Source organism: Streptomyces sp. NPDC027672, assembly GCF_055566335.1.
Window position 1 is genome coordinate 1 of record NZ_JBVHSO010000026.1, and the last position, 24,195, is coordinate 24,195.

General features: G+C 73.8%; 20 protein-coding genes. 10 read left to right on the forward strand and 10 right to left on the reverse strand.

Annotated features, from left to right (window positions below; translation table 11 throughout):
- Positions 1-533 precede the first annotated feature (533 nt).
- Complete coding sequence (trpS, locus tag ACZ4SV_RS35755; protein WP_468011120.1) at positions 534-1,559, forward strand: tryptophan--tRNA ligase; 1,026 nt, start codon at positions 534-536, stop codon at positions 1,557-1,559.
- Positions 1,560-1,674: 115 nt separating this feature from the next.
- Here trpS and proC read toward each other — a convergent pair whose 3' ends face one another.
- From proC to ACZ4SV_RS35770, 3 genes are all read right to left on the reverse strand, one after another.
- Positions 1,675-2,487 carry a pyrroline-5-carboxylate reductase gene (gene proC / locus ACZ4SV_RS35760; RefSeq protein ID WP_365876534.1) on the reverse strand — a complete coding sequence of 271 codons (813 nt, stop codon included), beginning with the start codon at positions 2,485-2,487 and terminating at the stop codon, positions 1,675-1,677.
- A 175-nt stretch (positions 2,488-2,662) separates the two neighbouring features.
- Entirely contained in the window at positions 2,663-3,190 is a 528-nt protein-coding gene (locus ACZ4SV_RS35765) for an EamA/RhaT family transporter (protein WP_468011126.1), read from the reverse strand.
- A 687-nt stretch (positions 3,191-3,877) separates the two neighbouring features.
- On the reverse strand, positions 3,878-4,204 hold the full coding sequence (locus ACZ4SV_RS35770; RefSeq protein ID WP_365876536.1) for an SH3 domain-containing protein: 327 nt from the start codon (positions 4,202-4,204) through the stop codon (positions 3,878-3,880).
- A 163-nt stretch (positions 4,205-4,367) separates the two neighbouring features.
- Between ACZ4SV_RS35770 and ACZ4SV_RS35775 the strand changes: the two genes are divergently transcribed.
- Positions 4,368-6,707, forward strand: coding sequence for an outer membrane protein assembly factor BamB family protein (locus ACZ4SV_RS35775; RefSeq protein WP_468011133.1), 2,340 nt, complete (start codon positions 4,368-4,370; stop codon positions 6,705-6,707).
- A gap of 73 nt (positions 6,708-6,780) precedes the next feature.
- Here the strand turns inward: ACZ4SV_RS35775 and ilvD are convergent, their stop codons facing one another.
- The 4 genes from ilvD to ACZ4SV_RS35795 form a co-directional block, all read right to left on the reverse strand.
- Positions 6,781-8,634 (reverse strand): dihydroxy-acid dehydratase, encoded by a 1,854-nt coding sequence (ilvD, locus tag ACZ4SV_RS35780; protein WP_397947785.1) that lies wholly within the window; start codon positions 8,632-8,634, stop codon positions 6,781-6,783.
- A gap of 94 nt (positions 8,635-8,728) precedes the next feature.
- Positions 8,729-9,337 (reverse strand): TetR/AcrR family transcriptional regulator, encoded by a 609-nt coding sequence (locus ACZ4SV_RS35785; protein ID WP_397943444.1) that lies wholly within the window; start codon positions 9,335-9,337, stop codon positions 8,729-8,731.
- A complete protein-coding gene (locus ACZ4SV_RS35790) occupies positions 9,334-10,152 on the reverse strand; it encodes a sugar phosphate isomerase/epimerase family protein (RefSeq protein WP_365876545.1) in 819 nt (272 codons plus the stop codon). Before ACZ4SV_RS35790 ends, ACZ4SV_RS35785 begins: the two co-directional genes overlap by 4 nt.
- Positions 10,153-10,277: 125 nt before the next feature.
- A complete protein-coding gene (locus tag ACZ4SV_RS35795; RefSeq protein ID WP_468011144.1) occupies positions 10,278-11,210 on the reverse strand; it encodes a Ppx/GppA family phosphatase in 933 nt (310 codons plus the stop codon).
- A gap of 71 nt (positions 11,211-11,281) precedes the next feature.
- Here ACZ4SV_RS35795 and ACZ4SV_RS35800 point away from each other — a divergent pair, with 71 nt between their 5' ends.
- Complete coding sequence (locus tag ACZ4SV_RS35800; RefSeq protein WP_397967882.1) at positions 11,282-12,142, forward strand: DUF3109 family protein; 861 nt, start codon at positions 11,282-11,284, stop codon at positions 12,140-12,142.
- A 67-nt stretch (positions 12,143-12,209) separates the two neighbouring features.
- Here the strand turns inward: ACZ4SV_RS35800 and ACZ4SV_RS35805 are convergent, their stop codons facing one another.
- On the reverse strand, positions 12,210-13,982 hold the full coding sequence (locus ACZ4SV_RS35805) for a BACON domain-containing protein (protein ID WP_468011150.1): 1,773 nt from the start codon (positions 13,980-13,982) through the stop codon (positions 12,210-12,212).
- 221 nt (positions 13,983-14,203) lie between these two features.
- On the opposite strand from ACZ4SV_RS35805, the gene radA reads away from it, so the two are divergent.
- Positions 14,204-15,613, forward strand: a complete 1,410-nt coding sequence (gene radA / locus ACZ4SV_RS35810) for a DNA repair protein RadA (RefSeq protein WP_365876554.1) — start codon at positions 14,204-14,206, stop codon at positions 15,611-15,613.
- A gap of 80 nt (positions 15,614-15,693) precedes the next feature.
- A complete protein-coding gene (gene disA, locus ACZ4SV_RS35815) occupies positions 15,694-16,818 on the forward strand; it encodes a DNA integrity scanning diadenylate cyclase DisA (RefSeq protein WP_365876556.1) in 1,125 nt (374 codons plus the stop codon).
- A 61-nt stretch (positions 16,819-16,879) separates the two neighbouring features.
- On the opposite strand, the gene ACZ4SV_RS35820 is transcribed toward disA, so the two are convergent.
- Positions 16,880-17,716, reverse strand: coding sequence for a hypothetical protein (locus ACZ4SV_RS35820; RefSeq protein WP_468011159.1), 837 nt, complete (start codon positions 17,714-17,716; stop codon positions 16,880-16,882).
- A gap of 180 nt (positions 17,717-17,896) precedes the next feature.
- On the opposite strand from ACZ4SV_RS35820, the gene ACZ4SV_RS35825 reads away from it, so the two are divergent.
- The 5 genes from ACZ4SV_RS35825 to cseC all read left to right on the forward strand — a co-directional run bounded on the left by ACZ4SV_RS35825 (position 17,897) and on the right by cseC (position 22,317).
- Positions 17,897-18,772, forward strand: a complete 876-nt coding sequence (locus tag ACZ4SV_RS35825; RefSeq protein ID WP_365876560.1) for an HhH-GPD family protein — start codon at positions 17,897-17,899, stop codon at positions 18,770-18,772.
- Between the two features lie 274 nt (positions 18,773-19,046).
- Positions 19,047-19,586 carry a SigE family RNA polymerase sigma factor gene (locus ACZ4SV_RS35830; RefSeq protein WP_020941444.1) on the forward strand — a complete coding sequence of 180 codons (540 nt, stop codon included), beginning with the start codon at positions 19,047-19,049 and terminating at the stop codon, positions 19,584-19,586.
- Positions 19,587-19,627: 41 nt separating this feature from the next.
- Entirely contained in the window at positions 19,628-20,230 is a 603-nt protein-coding gene (locus ACZ4SV_RS35835) for a hypothetical protein (RefSeq protein ID WP_365876565.1), read from the forward strand.
- A 37-nt stretch (positions 20,231-20,267) separates the two neighbouring features.
- Complete coding sequence (cseB, locus tag ACZ4SV_RS35840) at positions 20,268-20,966, forward strand: two-component system response regulator CseB (RefSeq protein WP_397943456.1); 699 nt, start codon at positions 20,268-20,270, stop codon at positions 20,964-20,966.
- Between the two features lie 13 nt (positions 20,967-20,979).
- Complete coding sequence (cseC, locus tag ACZ4SV_RS35845; protein ID WP_365876569.1) at positions 20,980-22,317, forward strand: two-component system sensor histidine kinase CseC; 1,338 nt, start codon at positions 20,980-20,982, stop codon at positions 22,315-22,317.
- 277 nt (positions 22,318-22,594) lie between these two features.
- On the opposite strand, the gene ACZ4SV_RS35850 is transcribed toward cseC, so the two are convergent.
- Entirely contained in the window at positions 22,595-24,163 is a 1,569-nt protein-coding gene (locus tag ACZ4SV_RS35850) for an MDR family MFS transporter (protein WP_468011168.1), read from the reverse strand.
- Positions 24,164-24,195 lie beyond the last annotated feature (32 nt).

Here is a 24,195-nt window from a genome sequence, read left to right on the forward strand (position 1 = left end):
AGGTTCCCGCTTCCGCGTTTCCCTTTCCGGCGGTTCCGACTCTATCAGATCCTTTCGGCGTCTGACTCCCAGTCAGGGGGGTTTGTCTTCCGGGCTGTTGGCCCTTCCGACGAGTGAGACTTTAGCGGATTCCTGGCTCCCGAGCTAATCGGGGCCGGCGTCCTTTCGAACGCGGATTCCTCATTCCGCAAATACACACGCCAATACAGTCGACACCTGGGCGTCGAGAGAGTGAGTGGTGCTTGTGGAGTGGCTGTCCGGGGACCGACCGAGGTCGGCGCTCACGTCGGACAACCCGGAGAACAGTACGCACGGGTGCGAGGTGTGTCAACTCTGCCCGGGACACCCTCCCGGCGCGTACGGTGGAGGGCGTGATGACGCGTACGTGCACCCGTTTCTGGTGGGCCGCCTGACGGCGGCCGCACGCACGTATGCACGCAACGGCCGCCGCTTCGGCGGCCGTTCTCCTCTCTCCCTCCGGAACCGGGGGCCGGCCGCAGGAGCGGCGGCCCCGACCAGAAGGTGGAGTGGAGATGACTCGGGTCTTCAGCGGGATTCAGCCGACCGGGCACCTGACCCTGGGCAACTACCTCGGGGCGATGCGGCGCTGGGCGGAGGTCGACCAGTACCGGGCGGACTCGCTCTTCTGTGTGGTGGACCTGCACGCGCTGACCGTGGAGCACGATCCGGCGCGGGTGCGCAGGCTCAGCCGGCAGACGGCGACGCTGCTGCTGGCGGCCGGGCTCGATCCCGAGGTGTGCACGCTGTTCCTGCAGAGCCACGTCGACGAGCACACGCGGCTGTCGTACCTGCTGGAGTGCGTGGCGACCGACGGTGAGATGCGGCGGATGATCCAGTACAAGGAGAAGGCCGCGAGGGAACGGGGACGCGGCGGGAGCGTACGCCTGTCGCTGCTGACGTATCCGGTCCTGATGGCGGCGGACATCCTGGCGTACCGCACGGACGAGGTGCCGGTCGGCGAGGACCAGGCGCAGCACGTCGAGCTGACCCGGGACCTGGCGGTCCGGTTCAACGAGCGGTACGGGCACACGTTCGTGGTGCCGAGAGCGACGCTGCCGCAGGTGGCGGCGCGGGTGATGAACCTTCAGGACCCGACGCGGAAGATGGGGAAGTCCGACGACTCGGGCAACGGGGTCGTCTATCTGCTGGACGAGCCGGACGTGGTGCGCAAGAAGGTGCTGCGGGCCGTGACGGACAGCGGCCGGGACGTCGTCTACGACCGGGAGGACCGGCCGGGCGTCGCGAACCTGCTCGATGTCCTCGCCGCGTGCACGGGCGGGGATCCGGCGTCGCTGGCGGACGGGTACGACTCGTACGGCGCTTTGAAGAAGGACACGGCGGAGGCCGTGGTGGAGGTGCTGCGGCCGGTGCGGGCCCGGCACCGGGAGCTGTGCGCCGATCCGGCGTATGTGGAGGGGGTGCTGCTGGACGGCGCGGAGAAGGCGCGGGCGGTGGCGCGGCCCACGGTCGACAGGGCCTACCGGGCGATCGGGTTGCTGCCGCCGGTGGCGGAGAGTTCGCTGAGCGTGGCGCGGTAAGCGCTACGGCGGTGCGGTCCGGTCCGCCGGCCGGGCGCGCGCCCGTTCTCCGCCCGCACTTTCCCCTCTTCCGTGGGCGGCGGGTGGGCCGCCCACGGGGTGCGGGGCGGGCCGGTCAGTCCTTCGTGCCGGTGGCGAGTTCGCGGCTGCGGTCGCGGGCGGCTTCCAGGGCGGCGATGAGGGCGGCGCGTACGCCGTGGTTCTCCAGCTCGCGGATGGCGCTGATCGTGGTGCCGGCCGGGGAGGTGACGTTCTCCCGGAGCTTGACCGGGTGCTCGCCGCTGTCGCGGAGCATCACGGCGGCGCCGATCGCGGACTGGACGATGAGGTCGGCGGCCTTGTCGCGGGGCAGGCCGAGCAGGATGCCGGCGTCGGTCATGGCTTCGACCAGGTAGAAGAAGTAGGCCGGGCCGGAGCCGGACAGCGCGGTGCAGGCGTCCTGCTGGCTCTCGGGGACGCGGAGGGTCTTGCCGACGCCGCCGAAGATCTCCTCGGCGTGCGCGAGGTGCTGCTCGGTGGCGTGGCTGCCGGCGGAGATGACCGACATGGCCTCATCGACGAGGGCCGGGGTGTTGGTCATGACACGGACGACGGGGGTGCCCGCGGGCAGGCGTTCCTCGCAGAAGGAGGTGGGGATGCCGGCGGCGCCGCTGATGACCAGGCGGTCGGCGGGCACGTGCGGGGCGAGTTCGTCCAGGAGGGTGCCCATGTCCTGCGGCTTCACCGTGAGGATCAGGATGTCGGCGGTCTTGGCGGCCTCGGTGTTGCTGACCGGCGTGACTCCGTGGCGGGCGCGGAGTTCTTCGGCGCGTTCCGGGCGGCGGGCGGTGACCAGGAGATCGGTGGGCGCCCAGCCGGCCCGGATCATTCCGCTGAGCAGGGCTTCGCCGATCTTGCCGGTGCCGAGGACTGCGACTTTCTGGCTCATGCGGCTCAGTCTGGCACCGGCGGGCGGTGCGCGGGCCGGTTGTCCGGTGAGCGGAACGGGGGCGGCGCACGGTGGTTGTGCCGGGGCCGGCAGCGGGGGGGGGGCGGTTCCCGGCGTACTGGGCGGCGGAGTCGAAGAGCCCGGCTCGGCCGGTGCGCCGGCGGCGGCGCGTGGCTCAGCGGCGGCGCTTCTTGCGGGACGGGTTGCCGGTGCGGCGGGTGGTGCGGCGCGCGTGGGCCTCGCGGGCCTGCTCGTACTCCTCGCGGTGCAGCTTCTCGCCCGGGGCCTCGATGAGGGAGCGGAAGAAGTAGGCGAGGAGGGAGCCGACGAAGCCGATGGCGAGCAGGCCGCGCAGGGAGGCCTGGCGCTGCGGGTCGTGCCGCTTGCCGAAGCCTTCCCAGGTGTTGCGGAAGGCGAGGGCGCTGCAGAGTGCGAACATGACGACGACCAGCACGGACACCAGGGAGCCGGTGTCGGCGATCCGGATGCCGTCGTAGGCGAGGCGGAGCACCAGGCAGGAGGCGGCGGCAGCGGCGAGGGAGCCGGCGGCGACACCGGCGCGGCGGGCCGCGTAGCCGTTGTCGTGGTGCACCCAGGACGTGCCGAAGAAGCGCAGGGGCTCGGGCCGGGGGCCCTCGCCCCGCGCCGCTTCGCCGGTGGAACCGGCCGGGCTGTCCGGGGTGCCGCTCACGTCGTCGCTCACGCCTCGATTATGGCTCCGCCCACCCACCACCTCCCGTCCGGGGCAGATCCGACGGACCGGGGCCAGGTCTCCGTGCCGGGGCCGGGTCGACGAGGCGGGGCGGAGCCGATGGGGGCCGGGGCCAGGTCTTCCTGCCGGGGCCGGGCCGAAGAGGTGGGACCGCGGCTGGTGGGCCGCGCCAGGCCGGCGAGCTGAGACGGGACCGGCGGGCCGGGGCCGGACCGATGAACCGAGCCCGGCCGAGGAGCCAAGGCCCGACCGATGGCCGCGCCCGACCGGCGGGCCGCACCAGACCGATGGGCGACCCTCGTCCGGTGGGCCAGACCCGGCCGGTGGGCCGCGCCAGACCGGTGAGCCAAAACCCGGCCGGTGGGCTGCACCAGACCGACGAGCCGCGCCCGGCCGACGAACCAGGGCCAGACCGATAAGCCGCGCCCGGCCGGCGGGCCACACCAGACCGATGGGCCGCGCCCGGCCGGCGGGCCAGTCCCGGCCCGTGGGCTGCACCAGACCGACGAGCCGCGCCCGGCCGACGAACCAGGGCCAGACCGATAAGCCGCGCCCGGCCGGCGGGCCGCACCAGACCGATGGGCCACGCTCGGCCGACGGCCACGCTCGGCCGGCGGGCCAGTCCCGGCCGGTGGGCCAAGACCCGGCCCGTGGGCCAGAACCCGGTGCCGGGACGGGTTAGCTGCAGCGTGGGGCTATGTAGCCGTCGCTGCCCGTGTGGACGTACGCGTCCGAGACGTATTCGCCGCTGTCGATGAGGTCCCAGATCTTGGTGGTGCCGTAGGGGCCGGTGACGGTCGTGCCGGGTGTCTGGCAGTAGATCGGGACGCTGACGCCTTCGGGCAGGACGCGGACCAGGTTGTACTGGGTGCCCGGGCCGCTGCGGACGTTCAGCCGGACGCCCGGGGCGACGGCGTAGGTGCGGACGGCCGCCACCGCCCCCGTGGCCGTCCCGTCCTGGCCCCCGGCCGCGCTCGTCGTCTCTTGCGCACGCTCGACAGACATGAAAGTGGTCCTCCCCCGTTGTTTCCCCGAACTCGGTGCGAGCCGGCGCGGCACGGCCGCGCGCGACTCGCCCCCAGACGCTAGCAAGCCGCCTCTGTCCCTTACGAGTCTTCGACTAGGCTCCGTGCGTCGCGCGCACGGACGAAGAGCACGGGGGTGGTCCATGGCGCCACGGCGCAACACCGGGACGAGCGCGGAAGCGGAACTTCCCGAGTACGGCGGCCACTACCGGCTGGAGTCCTGTCTGGGCTCCGGCGGCATGGGCGTCGTCCACCTGGCCCGGAGCACCTCGGGGATGCGGCTCGCGGTGAAGGTCGTACACGCCGAGTTCGCCCGGGATCCCGAGTTCCGGGGCCGTTTCCGGCAGGAGGTGGCCGCCGCGCGGCGGGTCAGCGGTGCGTTCACGGCGCCCGTGGTCGACGCCGACCCGGAGGCCGCGCGGCCCTGGATGGCCACCCTGTTCATCCCGGGCCCCACCCTCGCGGAACACGTGAAGCGGACGGGGCCGATGGCGCCGGAGCAGTTGCGGCGGCTGATGGCCGGGCTCGCCGAGGCGCTGCGCGACATCCACCGGGTCGGCGTGGTGCACCGGGATCTGAAGCCCGGCAACGTGCTGCTCGCCGAGGACGGCCCGAAGGTCATCGACTTCGGCATCTCCCGGCCGACGGACAGCGAACTGCGTACCGAGACCGGCAAGTTGATCGGCACGCCGCCGTTCATGGCGCCCGAGCAGTTCCGGCGGCCCCGCGAGGTCGGTCCGGCCGCCGACATCTTCGCGCTCGGCTCGGTGATGGTGCACGCGGCGACCGGACGGGGGCCGTTCGACTCCGACAGTCCGTACGTCGTGGCCTATCAGGTCGTGCACGACGAGCCCGATCTGACCGGCGTGCCGGACGGACTCGCGGTGCTGGTGCGGCGGTGCCTCGCCAAGGAGCCCGAGGACCGGCCCACGCCGGACGAGCTGATGCGGGAACTGCGCTCGGTGGCGGCCTCGTACGACACCCAGGCGTTCATACCGGCACAGCGGGCGGGCGGGGACGGGCCGGCGGAGGAATCCGCGACCGGGGCAGCGTCCGCGACCGGGGCGGAGTGCACGGGCGGGAAGGAGTCCGCGGGCGAGTCCCCGGCAGGAGCCGCGCCGCGGTCCGGCCCGGTCTCCTCGGCGAAGACCCGCTCAGGAAGCCGGCCGGAGAGCGGCCCCGGGACCGGACCGGCGACCGGACCGGGGACCGGACCGGAGAGCGACCCCGGGACCGGGCCGAAGGCCGGACCGGAAACCGGGCCCGAGACCGGGCCCGGGTCCGCGGTGGCCTGGTGGCGGTCCGCGTGGCGTGTGGGCCGGCGGCGCGCGGTGGTGCTGGCGGCGGGGATCCTCGGGCTGGCGCTGGTGGGCACCCTCGCCGGTGTCTGGGTCTCGGGACGAAACGATCAGCCGGGGAGCGCGCCGGACCTGGCGGCGGCTTCCGGCGGCTGGACGGCCCGGCCGGCGGCCGGCGGCGCGGGCATGCCGCTGTGCGCGTACGGCGCCGGGAAGCTGCTGTGCGCGCGGCCCGGTGCCGTCTTCGCGCTCGCGGTGTCCGACGGCCGGCTGCTGTGGCGGCACCCGGTCGGCACCCGGTCCCCGAGCGGGCCGCCGGTCGTCGCGGGCGGCCTGGTGCAGCCCTACACCGACGGCGGACCACGGCTCGCCGGTCTGGACCCGGCCTCCGGCGCGGAGGTGTGGCGGCGCCGGCTGCCCACGGGGACGACGGTCCGGTACGCCGGTGACACGGCCCTGCTCACCGGGGCCGACGGCACGGTCACCGGTGTGGACGGCGCGACCGGCGCCACCCGGTGGCGGACGGCGGTCCCGGGTCAGGGCGCGCCGTCCTTCGTGACCTTCCCCGGGGCGGCGGACGGGAGCGCGTACGCGACGCGGACGGCGGCCGACGGGTCGAGCACCCGGGTGAGCGCGCTGGACCCGCGCACCGGCCGGGTGCGGTGGGACGTACGGCTGCGGGGGTGGCTGAAGCCGTTCGGCGCCCGGGCCGACGGTTCGGTGTACTTCCTGGCCGTCGACAGCGGCTACGGCGCCCGGGAGATCGTCCGCTACACGCCCGGGCCGGGAACCGTCCGCCGGGTCGCGCTGCCCGTCGTGCTCGACGGGGCGCACGCCACCGTGCACGGGGACGTGGCCTATGTGCTGGCCACCGGCGGCTCGCTGGACGCGGTGGACGTGGCGGCGGGCCGGCGGCTGTGGCACCTGGAGACGTCGGTGAGCCGGGGTTCGGTGCCCGTCGTGCGGGACGGCCGGGTGTACTTCACCGCGAGCGACGGCCGGCTGCTCGCCGTCGACGCCCGCGCGGGGCGGCTCGTCGGGCAGACCCGCGCGCGGCTCGGCGCCCACGCGGCGCGGGTCGTGAGCACTCCGCCGTCTCCGGTGCCCGTCGGCGACCGGGTCTGCGCCGCCGCGCCGGACGGCACCGTCTTCACCGTGGACGGCCGGGCGCCGGCGGCCTGGTGAACGCCCGCGGACGGCGCGGGGGCCGCCTCCAAGCGGAGGCGGCCCCTGCGGCGTCGGCTGTGGCGGCCGGCGGTCAGCCCAGCAGGGACACGTCGCGGACCGCGCCCTTGTCCGCGCTCGTGGCCATCGCGGCGTAGGCGCGCAGGGCGGCGGAGACCTTGCGTTCGCGGTTCTTCGGGGCGTAGACCCCGTTCAGGGCCTGCGCGCGGCGGGCCAGCTCGGCGTCGTCGACCAGCAGCTCGATCGTCCGGTTCGGGATGTCGATGCGGATGCGGTCGCCGTCCTGGACCAGGGCGATGGTGCCGCCGGAGGCCGCCTCGGGGGAGGCGTGGCCGATGGACAGGCCCGAGGTGCCGCCGGAGAAGCGGCCGTCGGTGATCAGGGCGCAGGTCTTGCCGAGGCCGCGGCCCTTCAGGTACGAGGTCGGGTACAGCATCTCCTGCATGCCGGGGCCGCCCTTGGGGCCCTCGTAGCGGATGACGACGACGTCTCCGTCCTTGACCTCCTGGGTGAGGATGCGCTGGACGGCCTCCTCCTGGGACTCGCAGACCACGGCCGGGCCCTCGAAGGTCCAGATCGACTCGTCCACGCCGGCCGTCTTCACCACGCAGCCGTCGACCGCCAGGTTGCCCCGCAGGACCGCCAGGCCGCCGTCCTTGGAGTAGGCGTGCTCGGCGGAGCGGATGCAGCCGTTCTCGGCGTCCTCGTCCAGCGCCTCCCAGCGCTCGGACTGGGAGAACGCCTCGGCGGAGCGGACGCAGCCGGGCGCCGCGTGCCACAGCTCCACCGCCTCCGGCGAGGGCGAGCCGCCGCGGATGTCCCAGGTCTTCAGCCAGTCGGCCAGCGAGGGGCTGTGCACGGCGTGCACGTCCTCGTTGAGCAGGCCCGCGCGGTGCAGTTCGCCGAGCAGGGCCGGGATGCCGCCGGCGCGGTGCACGTCCTCCATGTAGTACGTGCGGTCCTTGGCGACGTTCGGGGCGACCTTCGCCAGGCAGGGCACGCGGCGCGAGACGGCGTCGATCTCGTCCAGGCCGAACGGGACGCCCGCCTCCTGGGCGGCGGCCAGCAGGTGCAGGATCGTGTTGGTGGAGCCGCCCATCGCGATGTCCAGGGCCATGGCGTTCTCGAAGGCCTGGAAGGTGGCGATGGTGCGGGGCAGGACGGTGTCGTCGTCCTGCTCGTAGTAGCGGCGGGTGAGGTCCATGACCGTGCGGGCCGCGTTCTCGTACAGGGCGCGGCGGGCGGTGTGGGTGGCGAGGACCGAGCCGTTGCCGGGCAGGGAGAGGCCGATGGCCTCGGTCAGGCAGTTCATCGAGTTGGCGGTGAACATGCCGGAACAGCTGCCGCAGGTCGGGCAGGCGTTCTCCTCGATGCGGAGGATGTCCTCGTCGGAGATCTTGTCGTTCACGGCGTCGGAGATCGCGTCGACCAGGTCGAGGGTGCGGACCGTGCCGTCGACCAGGGTGGCGCGGCCGGACTCCATGGGGCCGCCGGAGACGAAGACCGTCGGGATGTTCAGCCGCAGGGCGGCCATCAGCATGCCCGGGGTGATCTTGTCGCAGTTGGAGATGCAGACCAGGGCGTCGGCGCAGTGCGCCTCGACCATGTACTCGACCGAGTCCGCGATCAGGTCGCGGGAGGGCAGGGAGTACAGCATGCCGCCGTGGCCCATGGCGATGCCGTCGTCGACCGCGATGGTGTTGAACTCGCGCGGGATGCCGCCGGCCTCCTTGATCGCCTCGCTGACGATCCGGCCGACGGGCTGGAGGTGGGTGTGGCCCGGCACGAACTCGGTGAAGGAGTTGGCGACCGCGATGACGGGCTTGCGGCCGATGTCCGCACCGGGTACACCGGAGGCGCGCATCAGGGCGCGGGCGCCCGCCATATTGCGGCCGTGGGTGACTGTGCGGGACCTCAGCTGGGGCATCGTCGCTCGCTCCTTCAGACGGGTGTGGCTGCTTCGAGCGTACGCCGGTCATCCAGCTGGCGGGACAAGGTGTCCGTATCGCGGGACGGCTGTTTCACGGAGCCGTCAGATGGCGCTGTACGACGGGAGCGAGGCGGGCGACGAGCTGCTCCAGGTCGGCCGAGGCCAGCGGCTCCACCTTGACGGCGTACCGCAGCAGGGCGCAGCCCACCAGCTGGGCCGCGGCCAGCTCGGCGCGCAGCTCGGCGTCCGGCTGCCGGAGCTGGGCGGCGATGCGGCTGACGAGCTGGGCGGCGACCATGCGGCGGAAGACGGCGGCGGCCGTGTCGTTGGTGACGGCCGAGCGCAGGATCGCCAGCAGCGGTGTCCGGGTGGCGGGGTCCTCCCAGATGCCGAAGGTGAACCGGACGAGCCGCTCGCCGACCTCGTCCAGCGGGCCGTCGGCGATCGCTTCCGGCGCGTGCAGGGCGGGCGCGAAGGCGACCTCGATGGCCGCCTCGAAGACCTGTTCCTTGGTGCCGAAGTAGTGGTGGACGAGCGCGGCGTCCACGCCGGCGGCCTTGGCGATGCCGCGTACGGACGTCTTCTCGTAGCCGCGCGCGGAGAACTCCTCGCGGGCGGCGGTGAGGATGCGGTCGCGGGTGCCGGCGGACTCGGTGCGCGGCGGGCGGCCACGGCGGCGCGGGGCCGCGGGCTGGGTCATCGCCGGGGCACCCGGACCGCGGCGGCCAGGTGGGCGCGGGTGAACGCGAGCGCCTCGGCGAGGTCGGCCTCGCGCTCGGCGCCGGACATGGCCCGCCGGGTGTTGACCTCCAGCACGACATGGCCGTCGAACCCGGTGCGCACCAGGCGGTGCAGCAGTTCGGCGCAGGGCTGGGTGCCGCGGCCGGGCACCAGGTGCTCGTCCTTGGCGGAGCCCCGGCCGTCGGCGAGGTGGACGTGCGCGAGCCGGTCGCCCATGCGGTCGACCATGTCCAGGGCGTCGGAGCGGGCCGTCGCCGTGTGGCTGAGGTCGACCGTGAAGTGCCGGTAGTCGTCGTGGGTGACGTCCCAGTCGGGGGCGTAGGCGAGCATCTCGCGGTCGCGGTAGCGCCACGGGTACATGTTCTCGACGGCGAACCGCACGTCCGTCTCGTCCGCCATCCGCCAGATCCCGGTGACGAAGTCCCGGGCGTACTGCCGCTGCCAGCGGAACGGCGGGTGGACGACGACGGTGGAGGCGCCCAGTTTCTCGGCCGCCGCCCGCGCCCGCCGCAGCTTGGTCCAGGGGTCGGTGGACCAGACGCGCTGGGTGATCAGCAGGCAGGGGGCGTGCACGGCCAGGATGGGCATGCCGTGGTAGTCCGACAGGCGGCGCAGTGCCTCGATGTCCTGGCTGACGGGGTCGGTCCACACCATGACCTCGACGCCGTCGTACCCGAGGCGCGCGGCGATCTCGAAGGCCGTCGCCGTCGACTCCGGGTAGACGGAGGCGGTCGACAGCGCGATGCGCACGTCCACGTCCGTTCGTTCAGCCACCACTCCGACACCTTACGGCGTCGGCCCGCCCGGGTGTCCGGAGGCTGCTCGCCGGTGTGAGGTATGCCATGCGGGCGGGTGCGCGGCGGGCTCCCGGCCGGTCCCCGCGCGTCCCTCCGGGCAGGTCACACCGGGCCCATGTGGTCGAGGCGGCGCAGGATCACGCCCTCGCGCAGCGCCCAGGGGCATATCTCCAGGCTCTGCACGCCGAACAGGTCCATCGCGGCCTCGGCGACCAGGGCGCCCGCGAGGAGCTGGCCGGCCCGGCCCTCGGAGACGCCGGGCAGCTCCGCGCGCTGGGCGGCCGTCATGCCGGCCAGCCTGGGGACCCAGGCCTCCAGGGACTCGCGCTTGAGTTCGCGCTGCGCGTACAGGCCGTCGGCGCTGCGGGCGGCGCCGGCGATCCGGGCGAGCTGCTTGAAGGTCTTGGAGGTGGCGACCACGTGGTCGGGGGCGCCGAAGCGGGCGAACTCGCCGACCGTGCGGGCGATCTCCGTGCGGACGTACCGGCGCAGGGCGCGGACGTCCGCCGCGGCGGGCGGGTCGCCGGGCAGCCGGCCGGCGGTGAGGCGGCCGGCGCCGAGCGGCAGGGAGACCGCCGTGTCCGGTTCCTCGTCGATGCCGTAGGCGATCTCCAGGGAGCCGCCGCCGATGTCCAGGACCAGCAGCTTCCCGGCGGACCAGCCGAACCAGCGGCGTACGGCGAGGAAGGTGAGCCGGGCCTCCTCCGCTCCGCTGAGGACCTGGAGCCGTACGCCGGTCTCGTCGGCCACGCGCGCGAGGACGGCGTCGGCGTTGCGGGCCTCGCGCACGGCGGAGGTCGCGAACGGCAGCAGGTCCTCGACGCCCTTGTCCTCGGCGGCCTGGAGCGCGTCCCGTACGACGTCGATCAGCCGGTCGACGCCCTCGTCGCCGATGGCCCCGTCGGTGTCGAGGAGTTGGACGAGGCGGAGTTCGGCCTTGTGCGAATGCGCGGGCAGCGGGCGGGCGCCGGGGTGGGCGTCCACCACCAGCAGATGCACCGTGTTCGAACCCACGTCCAGGACACCGAGTCTCATATGCGGAACGCTACTGCGAGAACCTCCGTCCTCGGTGTTCCCGGTGGCACCCGGCCACTTACCCTGGACGAGTGCCAAAGACGAAAAAGGCGAACTCCAGCAAAAGCGATAAACCCGGCAAGGCCGACAAGGTCCTGAAAGCCGGAGCGAAAGCCGCCAAAGCCCTCAAGGAGGCGAAGATGAGTGACGAGCAGGGGCTCGACTTCGCCCGCGCCTGGGTGGAGTTCCCGGACCCGGCCGACGACGAGCAGGTCTTCCGCTGCGATCTGACCTGGCTGACCTCGCGCTGGAACTGCATCTTCGGCAGCGGCTGCCAGGGCATCCAGGCGGGCCGCGCGGACGACGGGTGCTGCACGCTGGGCGCGCACTTCTCCGACGAGGACGACGAGAAGCGGGTCGCCGGGCACGTGGCGCGGCTCACTCCGGAGATCTGGCAGCACCACGCCGAGGGCACGCGCGACGGCTGGATCGCCGAGGACGAGGAGGGCTCCCGGCAGACCCGGCCCTTCCAGGGCTCGTGCATCTTCCAGAACCGGCCCGGGTTCGCGGGCGGCGCGGGCTGCTCGCTGCACATCCTGGCCCTCAAGGAGGGGCGGGAGCCGCTGGAGACCAAGCCGGACGTGTGCTGGCAGTTGCCGGTCCGGCGGACCTACGACTGGATCGACCGGCCGGACGACACGCGCGTGCTCCAGGTGTCCATCGGTGAGTACGACCGGCGGGGCTGGGGGCCGGGCGGCCACGACCTGCACTGGTGGTGCACCTCGGCGACCTCGGCCCACGGCGCCGGCGAGCCGGTGTACGTCTCCTACCGGGCCGAGCTGACGGAGCTGATGGGCAAGGCCGGCTACGACCGCCTGGCCGAACTGTGCGCCCAGCGGCTGGCGTCCCAGCTCCCCCTGGTGGCCCCGCACCCGGCCGACCCGGCGCCGTGACCGGGGGCGGGCCCTCGCTGCCCGCCGGCCAGGGCCCGCGAGCCCGGCATGATCCGGACGACAGGTCCTAGCTTTCCGCGGGGCTCGGTGTCTCCGGGTCCGACGGGGTCGGTGTCGGGGCCGGGGACTCGGTGGGCGGCGGGGTCGTCGGGGCCGGCGTGGGCTCCGGGGACGGCGGGGCCTGGCTGGCCGGCGGGCTGCCCGGAGGCGTGCCGGGCGGGGGCGAGGGCGGGACGGGCGACGGCCGGGGGGCCGGGCGGGCCGGTGCCGTGCCGTAACCGTCGATGGAGACCACCGCGCCCGCCGGGGCCACCGCCACCCGCGCGCGCCAGTGCCCGGACGGCTCGCGCAACTGGTCGACGTACACCCGGACCGTCACCGTCCGGCCGGGGCCGAGGGTGCCCGCAGACCGGTTGAAGTAGAGCCAGGCGGCCGGGGTGGACACCGACCAGCGCAGGGCGGAGGCTCCGGAGGCGGTGAGCGTGATCAGCGTGGTGTCGCCGTCGTTGGCCGCGCTGACGGCGAGCCGGGCCGCGTCCTTCCCGCCCGCGCCGCCGATGCCGACCACCTCCACGGACACGTCCGCCGTGCCGTCCGCGCCGGTGCGCGGCCCCGGCTTCACGCCGGCGTTCCCCGCGTTCGCGTAGCCGCCGCCCGGGCCGCCGCCGAGCGCCTCGGGGCTCTGCGCCTCGCGCGCGGTCGCCGGGCGGCCGTCGTCCTCGCCGGCCGGCCCGTCCCGGTAGGCGGCCCAGAGCGCGAGCACGGGCGCGGCGACGACCGTGGCGACCACCGTGGTGGTGACGGCTCGCGCGCGCAGCCGGTCGCGGCGGGCCGCGCGGTCCTTGGGGTCCATCGGGAAGCCGCGCCGGTCGAAGCGGGGCACGGCCGCGCCCCGCGCGCGCGGGAGGCGGACCGGCGCCGTGCGCAGGGCCGTGCGCGGGGCCTGGAGGACCGGCAGCTCGGCCGGGGTGACCGTGGCACCGGGCCAGTGGCCGGACGCGGCGCGCTCGGCGGTGCGGCGGCAGCGCGGGCAGTCGTCGACGTGCCGGACCAGCTCCTGGCGCAGGGCCGTGCTCAGGACCAGCCGGCTGTCGCCGGTGAGGTGGGCCACACCGGGGCAGCCGCCCGCGTCGACCACGGCGAGGGCCGCCCGGGTGCGTTCCACCTCGCAGGCGGCGGAGGCGAGCAGCTCCCGCGCGGCGGCGGGCTCCAGGCCGAGGACGGCGGCGACCTCGTGGGCGGCGAGGCGGTGGCGGACGGCGAGTTCCAGGGCCTCGCGCTGCTCGGGTGTGGTGCCGGCCGCCTCCGGCCAGGCCAGCAGCGCCAGTTCGCGGCGCCGCCGCTCCCGCGCCTCGGCGGACGGGGACGCCTCCGCGGCGGCGGCTCCGGCGCCCTGGCCGGCCGCCTCCGCCCCGGCGCCCGCTCCGGTCCCGGCCGCACCCGCGCCGCCCGGACGGCCCGCCGCGTGGGTGGCCTGACGTTTCTGCCTGGCCTCGGCCAGCTCGCGCAGACAGGCCCAGCGGGCCAGCGCGTACAGCCAGGCCCTGGGGTCGTCGGCGGCCGCGGCGGACCGGTGGCCGCGGCGCCCGGCCACGGCGAGGGCGTCGCCGAGGGCGGCGGTGGCCGCGTCGTGGTCGCACAGCACCGACAGGCAGTAGGTGAACAGGCCGTCCAGGTACGGCTCGTAGCGCGCCGGCGTGCGCTCGGCGACGGCGCGCGCGGCGGCGCGGTCGCGCGCTTCACGCGCCGCACGGGCCTCGCGCGCCTCACGTTCCGCCGCACGCGACGCGCGGTGCGCTCCGGTCCTGCGGGCGGCGGTGGTCTCCGGACTGCTGCTCATCACCCGTGCGACCGTAGGCGGCCGCGGAGTGCCCCTTCGGGCACCTTGAGCACTTTTAATCCGTACGGGTGAAACGATCCCTCATAAGGGGACAGGAACGCTCTGTTCCGCGTCCGGATACCGACGGCTGGTGGCCGAGACCGGGTCGCTCTTCCGTGTCCCGGGCCGTCCGGCGGCGGTCCCCCGGTCCCGTTGTCAGTGCCGGGGGCTACGGTTTCCGCATGGCTGCCCGTACCAAGACCACCAAGGACCGTCCGTCCTACCGCTGCACCGAGTGCGGCTGGCAGACGGCCAAGTGGCTCGGCCGCTGCCCCGAATGCCAGGCCTGGGGCACGGTCGAGGAGTACGGCACGCCCGCGGTCCGGACGACGGCGCCGGGCCGGGTGACCCACTCCGCGGTGCCCATCGGCCAGGTCGACGGCCGGCAGGCCACCGCCCGCACCACCGGCGTGCCCGAGCTGGACCGGGTGCTCGGCGGCGGGCTCGTGCCGGGCGCGGTCGTGCTGCTCGCGGGCGAGCCGGGCGTCGGCAAGTCCACCCTGCTGCTGGACGTGGCCGCCAAGTCGGCCAGTGCCGAGCACCGCACCCTCTATGTCACCGGCGAGGAGTCGGCGAGCCAGGTGCGGCTGCGCGCCGACCGCATCGGTGCCCTGGACGACCATCTGTATCTGGCCGCCGAGACGGACCTGGCCGCCGTCCTCGGGCATCTGGACGAGGTCAAGCCGTCCCTGCTGATCCTCGACTCGGTGCAGACGGTCGCCTCGCCCGAGATCGAGGGCGCGCCCGGCGGCATGGCCCAGGTCCGGGAGGTGGCCGGCGCCCTGATCCGCGCCTCCAAGGAACGCGGCATGTCCACGCTGCTGGTGGGACACGTCACGAAGGACGGCGCCATCGCCGGCCCCCGCCTGCTGGAGCACCTGGTGGACGTCGTGCTGCACTTCGAGGGCGACCGGCACGCGCGGCTGCGCCTGGTGCGCGGCGTGAAGAACCGGTACGGGGCGACGGACGAGGTCGGCTGCTTCGAGCTGCACGACGAGGGCATCACGGGCCTCACCGACCCCAGCGGCCTGTTCCTGACCCGCCGCGCCGAGCCGGTGCCGGGCACCTGCCTGACCGTCACCCTGGAGGGCCGCCGCCCGCTGGTGGCCGAGGTGCAGGCGCTGACCGTGGACTCCCAGATCCCCTCCCCGCGGCGGACGACCTCCGGCCTGGAGACCTCCCGGGTGTCGATGATGCTCGCGGTGCTGGAGCAGCGCGGCCGGATCAGCGCGCTGGGCAAGCGGGACATCTACTCCGCGACGGTCGGCGGCGTGAAGCTGTCGGAGCCCGCCGCCGATCTCGCCATCGCGCTCGCCCTGGCCTCCGCCGCGAGCGACACCCCGCTGCCGAAGAACCTGGTGGCGATCGGCGAGGTGGGTCTCGCGGGCGAGGTCAGGCGGGTCACGGGCGTGCAGCGCAGGCTCTCCGAGGCGCACCGGCTGGGCTTCACGCACGCGCTCGTACCGACCGATCCGGGGAAGGTGCCGGCCGGCATGAAGGTCCTGGAAGTCGCCGACATGGGGGACGCGCTGCGGGTTCTGCCGCGCTCCCGTCGCCGGGAGGCCCCACGGGAGGCGGAGGAGCGCCGGTAGACTTTGCCCTGGTCTCGCCCGTCCGTACGAACCGAGTGCGGGTGCGGGAGGGCGTCAGAACCTGCGACCGGAGGAGTGCAGTGGCAGCCAACGACCGGGCAGCAGCTCCCGGAAAGTCCGGTGGGAGTGCCGGTACCGATGGCCTGATGCGCTCCTCGCTGAGCGCCGTGGCACCGGGCACGCCCCTGCGGGACGGCCTGGAGCGGGTCCTGCGCGGCAACACCGGCGGCCTGATCGTGCTCGGCTCCGACAAGACGGTCGAGGCGATGTGCACGGGCGGATTCGTGCTGGACGTGGAGTTCACCGCGACCCGGCTGCGCGAGCTGTGCAAACTGGACGGCGGCATCGTGCTGTCGTCGGACCTGTCGAAGATCCTGCGCGCGGGCGTGCAGCTCCTCCCGGACCCGACGATCCCGACCGAGGAGACCGGCACGCGGCACCGCACGGCGGACCGGGTGAGCAAGCAGGTCGGCTTCCCGGTGGTCTCGGTCTCCCAGTCGATGCGGCTGATCGCCCTGTACGTGGACGGTCAGCGCCGGGTCCTGGAGGACTCGGCGGCGATCCTGTCCCGCGCGAACCAGGCGCTGGCCACCCTGGAGCGGTACAAGCTGCGGCTGGACGAGGTCGCGGGCACGCTGTCGGCGCTGGAGATCGAGGACCTGGTGACGGTCCGGGACGTGTCGGCGGTCGCGCAGCGGCTGGAGATGGTCCGCCGTATCGCCACCGAGATCGCCGAGTACGTGGTCGAGCTGGGCACGGACGGCCGGCTCCTCGCGCTCCAGCTCGAGGAGCTGATCGCGGGCGTCGAGCCGGACCGCGAGCTGGTGGTGCGCGACTATGTGCCCGAGCCGACGGCGAAGCGGTCCCGCACGGTCGGCGAGGCGCTGGCCGAGCTGGACGCGCTGTCCCACGCGGAGCTGCTGGAGCTGGGCACGGTGGCGCGCGGGCTGGGCTACACCGCGTCTCCCGAGTCGCTCGACTCGGCCGTGTCACCGCGGGGCTTCCGGCTGCTGGCCAAGGTGCCGCGGCTGCCGGGCGCCATCATCGACCGGCTGGTGGAGCACTTCGGGGGCCTGCAGAAGCTGCTGGCCGCGAGCGTGGACGACCTCCAGGCCGTGGACGGCGTGGGCGAGGCCCGGGCCCGCAGCGTCCGGGAGGGCCTGTCCCGCCTGGCCGAGTCCTCCATCCTGGAGCGGTACGTCTGACCCGGCGGCCACCCGCCGGCCGACCCCGCCGGGGATGCTCCGGGCCGTACGGCTGGTACCGCTAGTCCGCCGACAGCACGAAGGAAGCCTGCGCCTTGGCGAAGCCGGGTGCCTTGGCCTCCAGCAGGTAGGTGCCCGTCTTCGCCGGCCCGCCGGACGGCGTCCCGCAGTGCGCGGTGCTCGGCTTGCGGTCCCACTTCACGGTGTACGTGATCGTCTGGCCGGCCGGCACCCGGAACACCAGGCTCCCCGGGCCCTCGGGGCAGTCGTCCGACGCCCAGTACGCGTCGTCCCCGTCCGCCGGCGTGATCGTCAACACCGCGCTCTTCGGGCCGAGATCGACCTTGCAGTCGGCCGACGAGGCGTTCTTCGCGGTGAGTTCGAACGTCGGCGTCTGGTCCGGCGAGTAGGAGTTGCGCACGCTGCGCAGGTTCAACACCACCGCGCCGGACGTGCAGTCGGGCAGCGCGGAGGAGCCCGGGAGCGCGTCGGCCGCGGCGACGGCGCCACCGCCGGACGCACCGCCCGTACCGCCCGCGGAGCCGGCAGACCCCGAGGAGCCCGCGGAGCCGCCGGAGTTGCCGGCCGTCCCCGCCGAACCGCCGCCGTCAGCGGAGCCGCCGCCGGACCCGGAGCCGCCGTCGCCGCCGCCCGACTCGTCGCGTCCGCCCGGGCGTTGGCTGATCGCGGGCCCGGACGAGGAGGGCCCCGGCGTGATGGTGTGGGTGGGATTCTTGCCGTCCGCCCCGCCGGTGTCCTTCCTTCCGCCCCCGCCGCCGGCGGTGACGATCCACGTGATCACCAGCGCCAGCAAGGCGAACACGGACAGCATGACGGCCCTCCGACGCCAGTAGATGGAGGAGGGAAGCGGCCCGACCGGATTGCGCAGAGATCCCACGGCCCAAACTGTACGAGAGATCACCGCGCGCGCTCGCTTCACCCGCCGCGCCACGGCCAACTTTTCCCGATCATCATTTTGGTAACTGCACTGGACGGTGCGGTTCTTCACGTATCGGCACGCTCGGTGACCGCGCGCTCACGCCGCCCATCCGCCAACCCGTGGCAGGATCGGAAGGCCATGACTGAGAAGCTCCACGCCCCCGTGATCGCCTGGTTCGACGCCCATGCCCGTGACCTCCCCTGGCGCCGCCCGGAGGCGGGTCCATGGGGTGTGATGGTCAGCGAGTTCATGCTTCAGCAGACCCCGGTGAACCGGGTGCTGCCCGTCTACGAGGAGTGGCTGGTCCGCTGGCCGCGCCCCGCCGACCTGGCGAAGGAGGCGCCGGGCGAGGCGGTGCGCGCCTGGGGCCGGCTCGGCTACCCGCGCCGCGCGCTGCGCCTGCACGGCGCGGCGGTCGCCATAACGGAACGGCACGGCGGCGACGTGCCGACGGATCACGCGCAGTTGCTGGCGCTGCCCGGCATCGGCGAGTACACGGCCGCCGCGGTGGCGTCGTTCGCCTACGGGCAGCGGCACGCGGTGCTGGACACCAATGTCCGCCGGGTCATCGCCCGGGCGGTGACGGGTGTGCGGTACCCGCCGAACGCGACCACGGCCGCCGAGCGGCGTCTGGCGCGGGAGCTGCTGCCCGCGGACGAGCGGACCGCCGCGCGCTGGGCCGCCGCCTCGATGGAGCTGGGCGCGCTGGTGTGCACGGCGAAGAACGAGGGGTGCCAGCGGTGCCCGATCGCCGCCCAGTGCGCCTGGCGGCTCGCGGGCAAGCCGGAGCACGCGGGGCCGCCGCGGCGCGGGCAGACGTACGCCGGCACGGACCGGCAGGTGCGCGGCAAGCTGCTGGCCGTGCTGCGGGAGGCGCACACGCCGGTGCCGCAGGCGGCGCTGGACCGGGTGTGGCACGAGCCGGTGCAGCGGGCCCGCGCGCTCGACGGGCTGGTCGCGGACGGCCTGGTGGAACCGCTGCCCGGTGGTCTGTACCGGCTGCCGCTGGGCTGACGCACAGCCAGATCACAGTCCCCGCGCGTACGTTACGAAAGACCAGGTGGGGCAAATCGCCCCACACAGGGGCAAATAGCCCGCTCCTCCTACCCCGTTCCCTCATCCGTTACACAACCGACGGATAGCCGATTGCCAGCCGCAGGCTGGTCCGCACAGCCCCGTGACAACCGCTCCGTAGCTTCTTCTTCGTGCCCGGCGGACCACCGGGCGCGGGGACAGCGGGACTTCCGGCAGGAGCCGGAGGCACGACGGGGAACGGAGGCGGTCGATCATGGCGCAGGGCGAGGTGCTCGAATTCGAGGAGTACGTGCGCACCCGGCAGGACGCGCTGCTGCGCAGCGCCCGCCGGCTGGTGCCGGACCCGGTCGACGCCCAGGACCTGCTGCAGACCGCGCTGGTACGGACGTACGGCCGCTGGGACGGCATCGCCGACAAGCGGCTCGCCGACGCCTATCTGCGCCGGGTCATGATCAACACGCGGACCGAGTGGTGGCGTGCCCGCAAGCTGGAGGAAGTGCCCACCGAGCAGCTGCCGGACGCCTCCGTGGAGGACTCCACCGAGCAGCACGCCGACCGGGCCCTGCTGATGGACATCATGAAGGTGCTCGCACCGAAGCAGCGCAGCGTCGTGGTGCTGCGACACTGGGAGCAGATGTCCACAGAGGAGACGGCCGCGGCCCTCGGCATGTCGGCCGGTACGGTCAAGAGCACGCTGCACCGGGCGCTCGCCCGGCTCCGTGAGGAGCTGGAGGCCCGCGATCTGGACGCACGCGCGCTGGAGCGTGAGGAGCGGGAGCGTTGCGCGGCCTGACCGGGGCCGGGTCCCGAGGGGCCCGAGGCAGTGCACAGGCGGTGATCGCGGCGGGGACCGCGCTCGCCGCCCTCGGCCTTTTCGCCGCCGCGTGCGGCAGCGGGGGCACCGGCGCCCGGGACGAGGGCCCGGCGCACACCTCCGCGGTGGCGGACGCCGGCGCCTCCCCCTCGGCCAGCCCCGTCACCGGCACGTTCCGGCGGGTGGACGCCGTGGCGCTGCTCAAGGGCGACCCGTCGGTGTCGGAGGCGGTCAAGCAGGAGCTGAAGCCGTGCGACGGCGACAACTACCAGGTCGACGTCTCGTACGGCGATCTCACCGACGCCCCGGTGGAGGACGTCGTCGTCAACGTGATGACCTGCGCCGACTGGGTCGGCATCGGCTCGTACGTGTACCGGGACGACGACGGCGTGTTCAGGAACGTCTTCAAGAGCGAGGAGTCCCCGGTCTACGCCGAGATCGACCAGGGCACCCTGTCGGTCACCCGGCAGTACTACGACCAGGACGACCCGATCTCCAGCCCGTCCGGTGACATCGTGACGCCGTACACCTGGAAGGCGGGCCGGTTCGTCCCCGGGAAACCCACCCGCAACGAGTACGGCAAGCCGGCGGGCCAGAGCGCGCGGCCCGTGCCGGCCAACTGATCACCACACGCACACCACGAGGACTGAGAGCACCGGGATGGCAGACCAGACCCACGTCCTGTTCGTCGAGGACGACGACGTCATCCGTGAGGCCACCCAGCTCGCCCTGGAGCGGGACGGCTTCGCGGTCACCGCGATGCCCGACGGCCTGTCGGGGCTGGCGGCGTTCCGGGCGGACCGCCCCGACATCGCGCTGCTGGACGTCATGGTGCCGGGCCTGGACGGGGTCAGCCTGTGCCGGCGGATCCGGGACGAGTCGACCGTGCCCGTGATCATGCTGTCGGCGCGCGCCGACTCCATCGACGTCGTGCTCGGCCTGGAGGCGGGCGCCGACGACTACGTGACCAAGCCGTTCGACGGTGCCGTGCTGGTGGCCCGCATCCGCGCGGTGCTGCGCCGCTTCGGGCACGCCGGCGGCGCCCAGCCGGCCGAGCCCGGCTCCGCCGTCACCGGCACGCTGGCCTTCGGTGACCTGGAGATCGACACCGACGGCATGGAGGTGCGCCGGGCCGGGCAGCCGGTGGCGCTCACCCCGACCGAGATGCGGCTGCTGCTGGAGTTCTCCTCCGCGCCGGGCACCGTGCTCTCCCGCGACAAGCTGCTGGAACGCGTGTGGGACTACGGCTGGGGCGGGGACACCCGGGTCGTCGACGTGCATGTGCAGCGGCTGCGGCAGAAGATCGGCCAGGACCGGATCGAGACGGTCCGCGGCTTCGGCTACAAGCTGAAGGCCTGAGCGGAGCGGCGGTATGCGGGGGATACTTCGGCATCCGGTCCGGCGGATGGAGCGCGCGGACCTGCGCACCGGGCTGCGCTGGAAGCTGAGCGCGGCGATCGCGCTGGTGGCCGGGCTGGTGGCGGTCGTGCTCAGCCTGGTCGTGCACAACGCGGCCCGGGTCTCGATGCTGGACAACGCGCGCGACCTGGCCGTCGACCGGCTGCTGCTGGCCCAGCGCAACTACGAGCTGAACCGCGGTCCGGTCTTCCCGTACGTCAAGGTCGACGACCCGGAGCTGCCGGCCGCGCTGCGCGCCAGCGTCGCGCGGGGCCGGCGGGCCAGTGACGTCTCCCAGCACGACAAGGACCCCGACATCTGGGCGGCCGTGCCGGTGAAGGGCGAGCACGTGCTCTCCGTGCACCTGCACCTGCCGGACCGCAGCACCGACATCCTCAAGGACCTGGACCAGGCCCTGGTGATCGGCTCGGTCGCGGTCGTACTGGGCGGCAGCGCGCTGGGCGTGCTGATCGGCGGCCAGCTCTCCCGCCGGCTGCGCAAGGCGGCGGCCGCCGCGAACCGGGTCGCCAAGGGCGAGACCGACGTCCGGGTGCGGGAGGCCATCGGCGGTGTCGTCCGGGACGAGACCGACGATCTCGCGCGCGCGGTGGACGCCATGGCGGACGCGCTGCGCCAGCGGCTGGAGGCCGAGCGGCGGGTCACCGCCGACATCGCGCACGAGCTGCGCACCCCGGTGACCGGTCTGCTGACGGCCGCCGAGCTGCTGCCGCCCGGCCGGCCCACGGAACTGGTCCTGGACCGGGCGAAGGCGATGCGCACGCTGGTCGAGGACGTGCTGGAGGTGGCCCGGCTGGACAGCGCCTCGGAACGGGCGGAGCTCCAGGACCTCCTGCTGGGCGAGTTCGTCTCGCGCCGGGTGGCGGCCAAGGACCCGGAGATCACCGTACGGGTGGTGCACGAGTCGGAGGTCACCACCGATCCGCGGCGGCTGGAGCGGGTGCTGTTCAACCTGCTCGCCAACGCCGCCCGGCACGGCCGGCCGCCGGTCGAGGTGACCGTGGAGGGCCGGGTGATCCGGGTGCGCGACCACGGCCCCGGCTTCCCGGAGGAACTGCTCGCCGAGGGGCCGAGCCGGTTCCGCACCGGCAGCGAGGACCGCGCCGGGCAGGGCCACGGGCTGGGGCTGACCATCGCGGCCGGCCAGGCGCGGGTGCTGGGCGCGCGGCTGACCTTCCGCAACGTACGGCCCGTCGGCGCGCCCGCGGGCATCCCCGCCGAGGGCGCGGTGGCCGTGCTGTGGCTGCCGGAACACGCCCCCACCAACACGGGCAGCTATCCGATGCTCCCGTGAGTCCGGGGCCGGGCGGCGGCGCGCCGGAGGGGCCGGTCCGCAGGCCGTACCCGCGGAAGGGTCCGGTCCTCAAGCCGTACCCGCAGGCCGGCGAGCCGCTGGCCGACGGAGAAGTACGGCGGGCGCGTCGCCGGCAGCCGTCGGCGGGGGCGCCGTGGGTCCCGCTCCCGGGTCCGCCGGGACAGGCCGAAGGCCCCGGCGGCGGACACGCACCGGGGCCTTCGGGGCCGGGCGGCTCAGGCGACCCGGGGTCGCCGGCCGTCCGCCCCGGACCGGATCAGACGGCCTCGATCACGGCCGGCGGCGCCGCTTCGGCGCCCTCACCGGAAGCCTTCGGGCCGCCCTTGAGCGGCACCTCCTTGACGAACACCGCCGCGATCAGCACCAGCACCGCGATGACGGCGCCGAGCAGGAACGCCGAGTGGGTGCCCGAGGACACCGCGTGCTGGTACGCCTCGCGGGCCTGGGCCGGCAGCTTCGCCAGGCTCGCCGCGTCCAGCTGCGCCGACTTCGCGGTCAGCTGCGAGCCCCGCGAGCCGACCCGCTCGGCCATCACGTCCTGGACGCGGTGGTTGAACAGGGCGCCCATGATGGCCACGCCGAAGGAGGAGCCGAGCGTACGGAACAGGGTGGCGGACGAGGACGCCACGCCCATGTCCTTCATCTCCACGCTGTTCTGCGCGACCAGCATGGTGATCTGCATCAGGCAGCCCATGCCCGCGCCGACCACGGCCATGTAGACACCGGAGGTCAGCCGGGTCGTGTCGGTGTCCATCGTCGACAGCAGGTACAGCCCGACGGTCATCAGGACGCCGCCGGCGATCGGGAAGATCTTGTACCGGCCGCTGTTGGTGGTGATCCGGCCGGCCACCATCGAGGTCACCAGCATCGCGCCGAGCATCGGCAGGAGCAGCAGACCGGAGTTGGTCGCGGAGGCACCCTGCACCGCCTGCTGGTACAGCGGCAGGAAGAGCGTGGCGCCGAACATCACGAAGCCGGTGATGAAGCCGATGACCGCCATCAGGGTGAAGTTGCGGCTGCGGAAGATGTGCAGCGGCAGGACCGGCTCGGCGGCCTTGGTCTGCCAGAACACGAACCCGATGAGCGCGGCCACGCCGATGCCGATCAGCTCCATGATCCGCGCGGAGGTCCAGGCGTACTCGCTGCCGCCCCAGGTGGTGACGAGCACGATGGCGGTGATGCCGACGGTCAGCAGGACGACGCCCAGGTAGTCGATGCCCGCCTTGGACCGCTTGCGCGGCAGGTGCAGTACGGCGGTGACCAGCGCCAGGGCGACCGCGCCCAGCGGCAGGTTGATGTAGAAGGCCCAGCGCCAGCCCCAGTTGTCGGTGATGGTGCCGCCGACCAGCGGACCGCCGATCATGGCCAGCGCCATCACACCGGCCATCATGCCCTGGTACTTGCCCCGCTCCCGCGGCGGCACGAGGTCGCCGATGATCGCCATGACGCCGACCATGAGACCGCCGGCGCCCAGTCCCTGCACGGCCCGGAACCCGATCAGCTGGCCCATGTCCTGGGCCATGCCGCTCAGCGCCGAGCCGATGAGGAAGATCACGATGGAGCTGAGGAAGGCGCTCTTGCGCCCGTACATGTCGCCGACCTTGCCCCAGATCGGGGTGGAGGCGGCGGTGGCCAGGGTGTAGCCGGTGACGACCCAGGAGAGGTGCTCCAGGCCGCCGAGGTCGCCCACGATCGTGGGCATCGCCGTACCCACGATCATGTTGTCGAGCATCGCGAGCATCATCGCGATCATGAGCGCGAGCAGCACTACTCGTACGCTCCTGGGGCGTTTGCCCGATGTTTCGCTTTGAACCGTGTCCGCCATCGTTGTCCCGTTTCCCCCTGGGCGGCTACTTA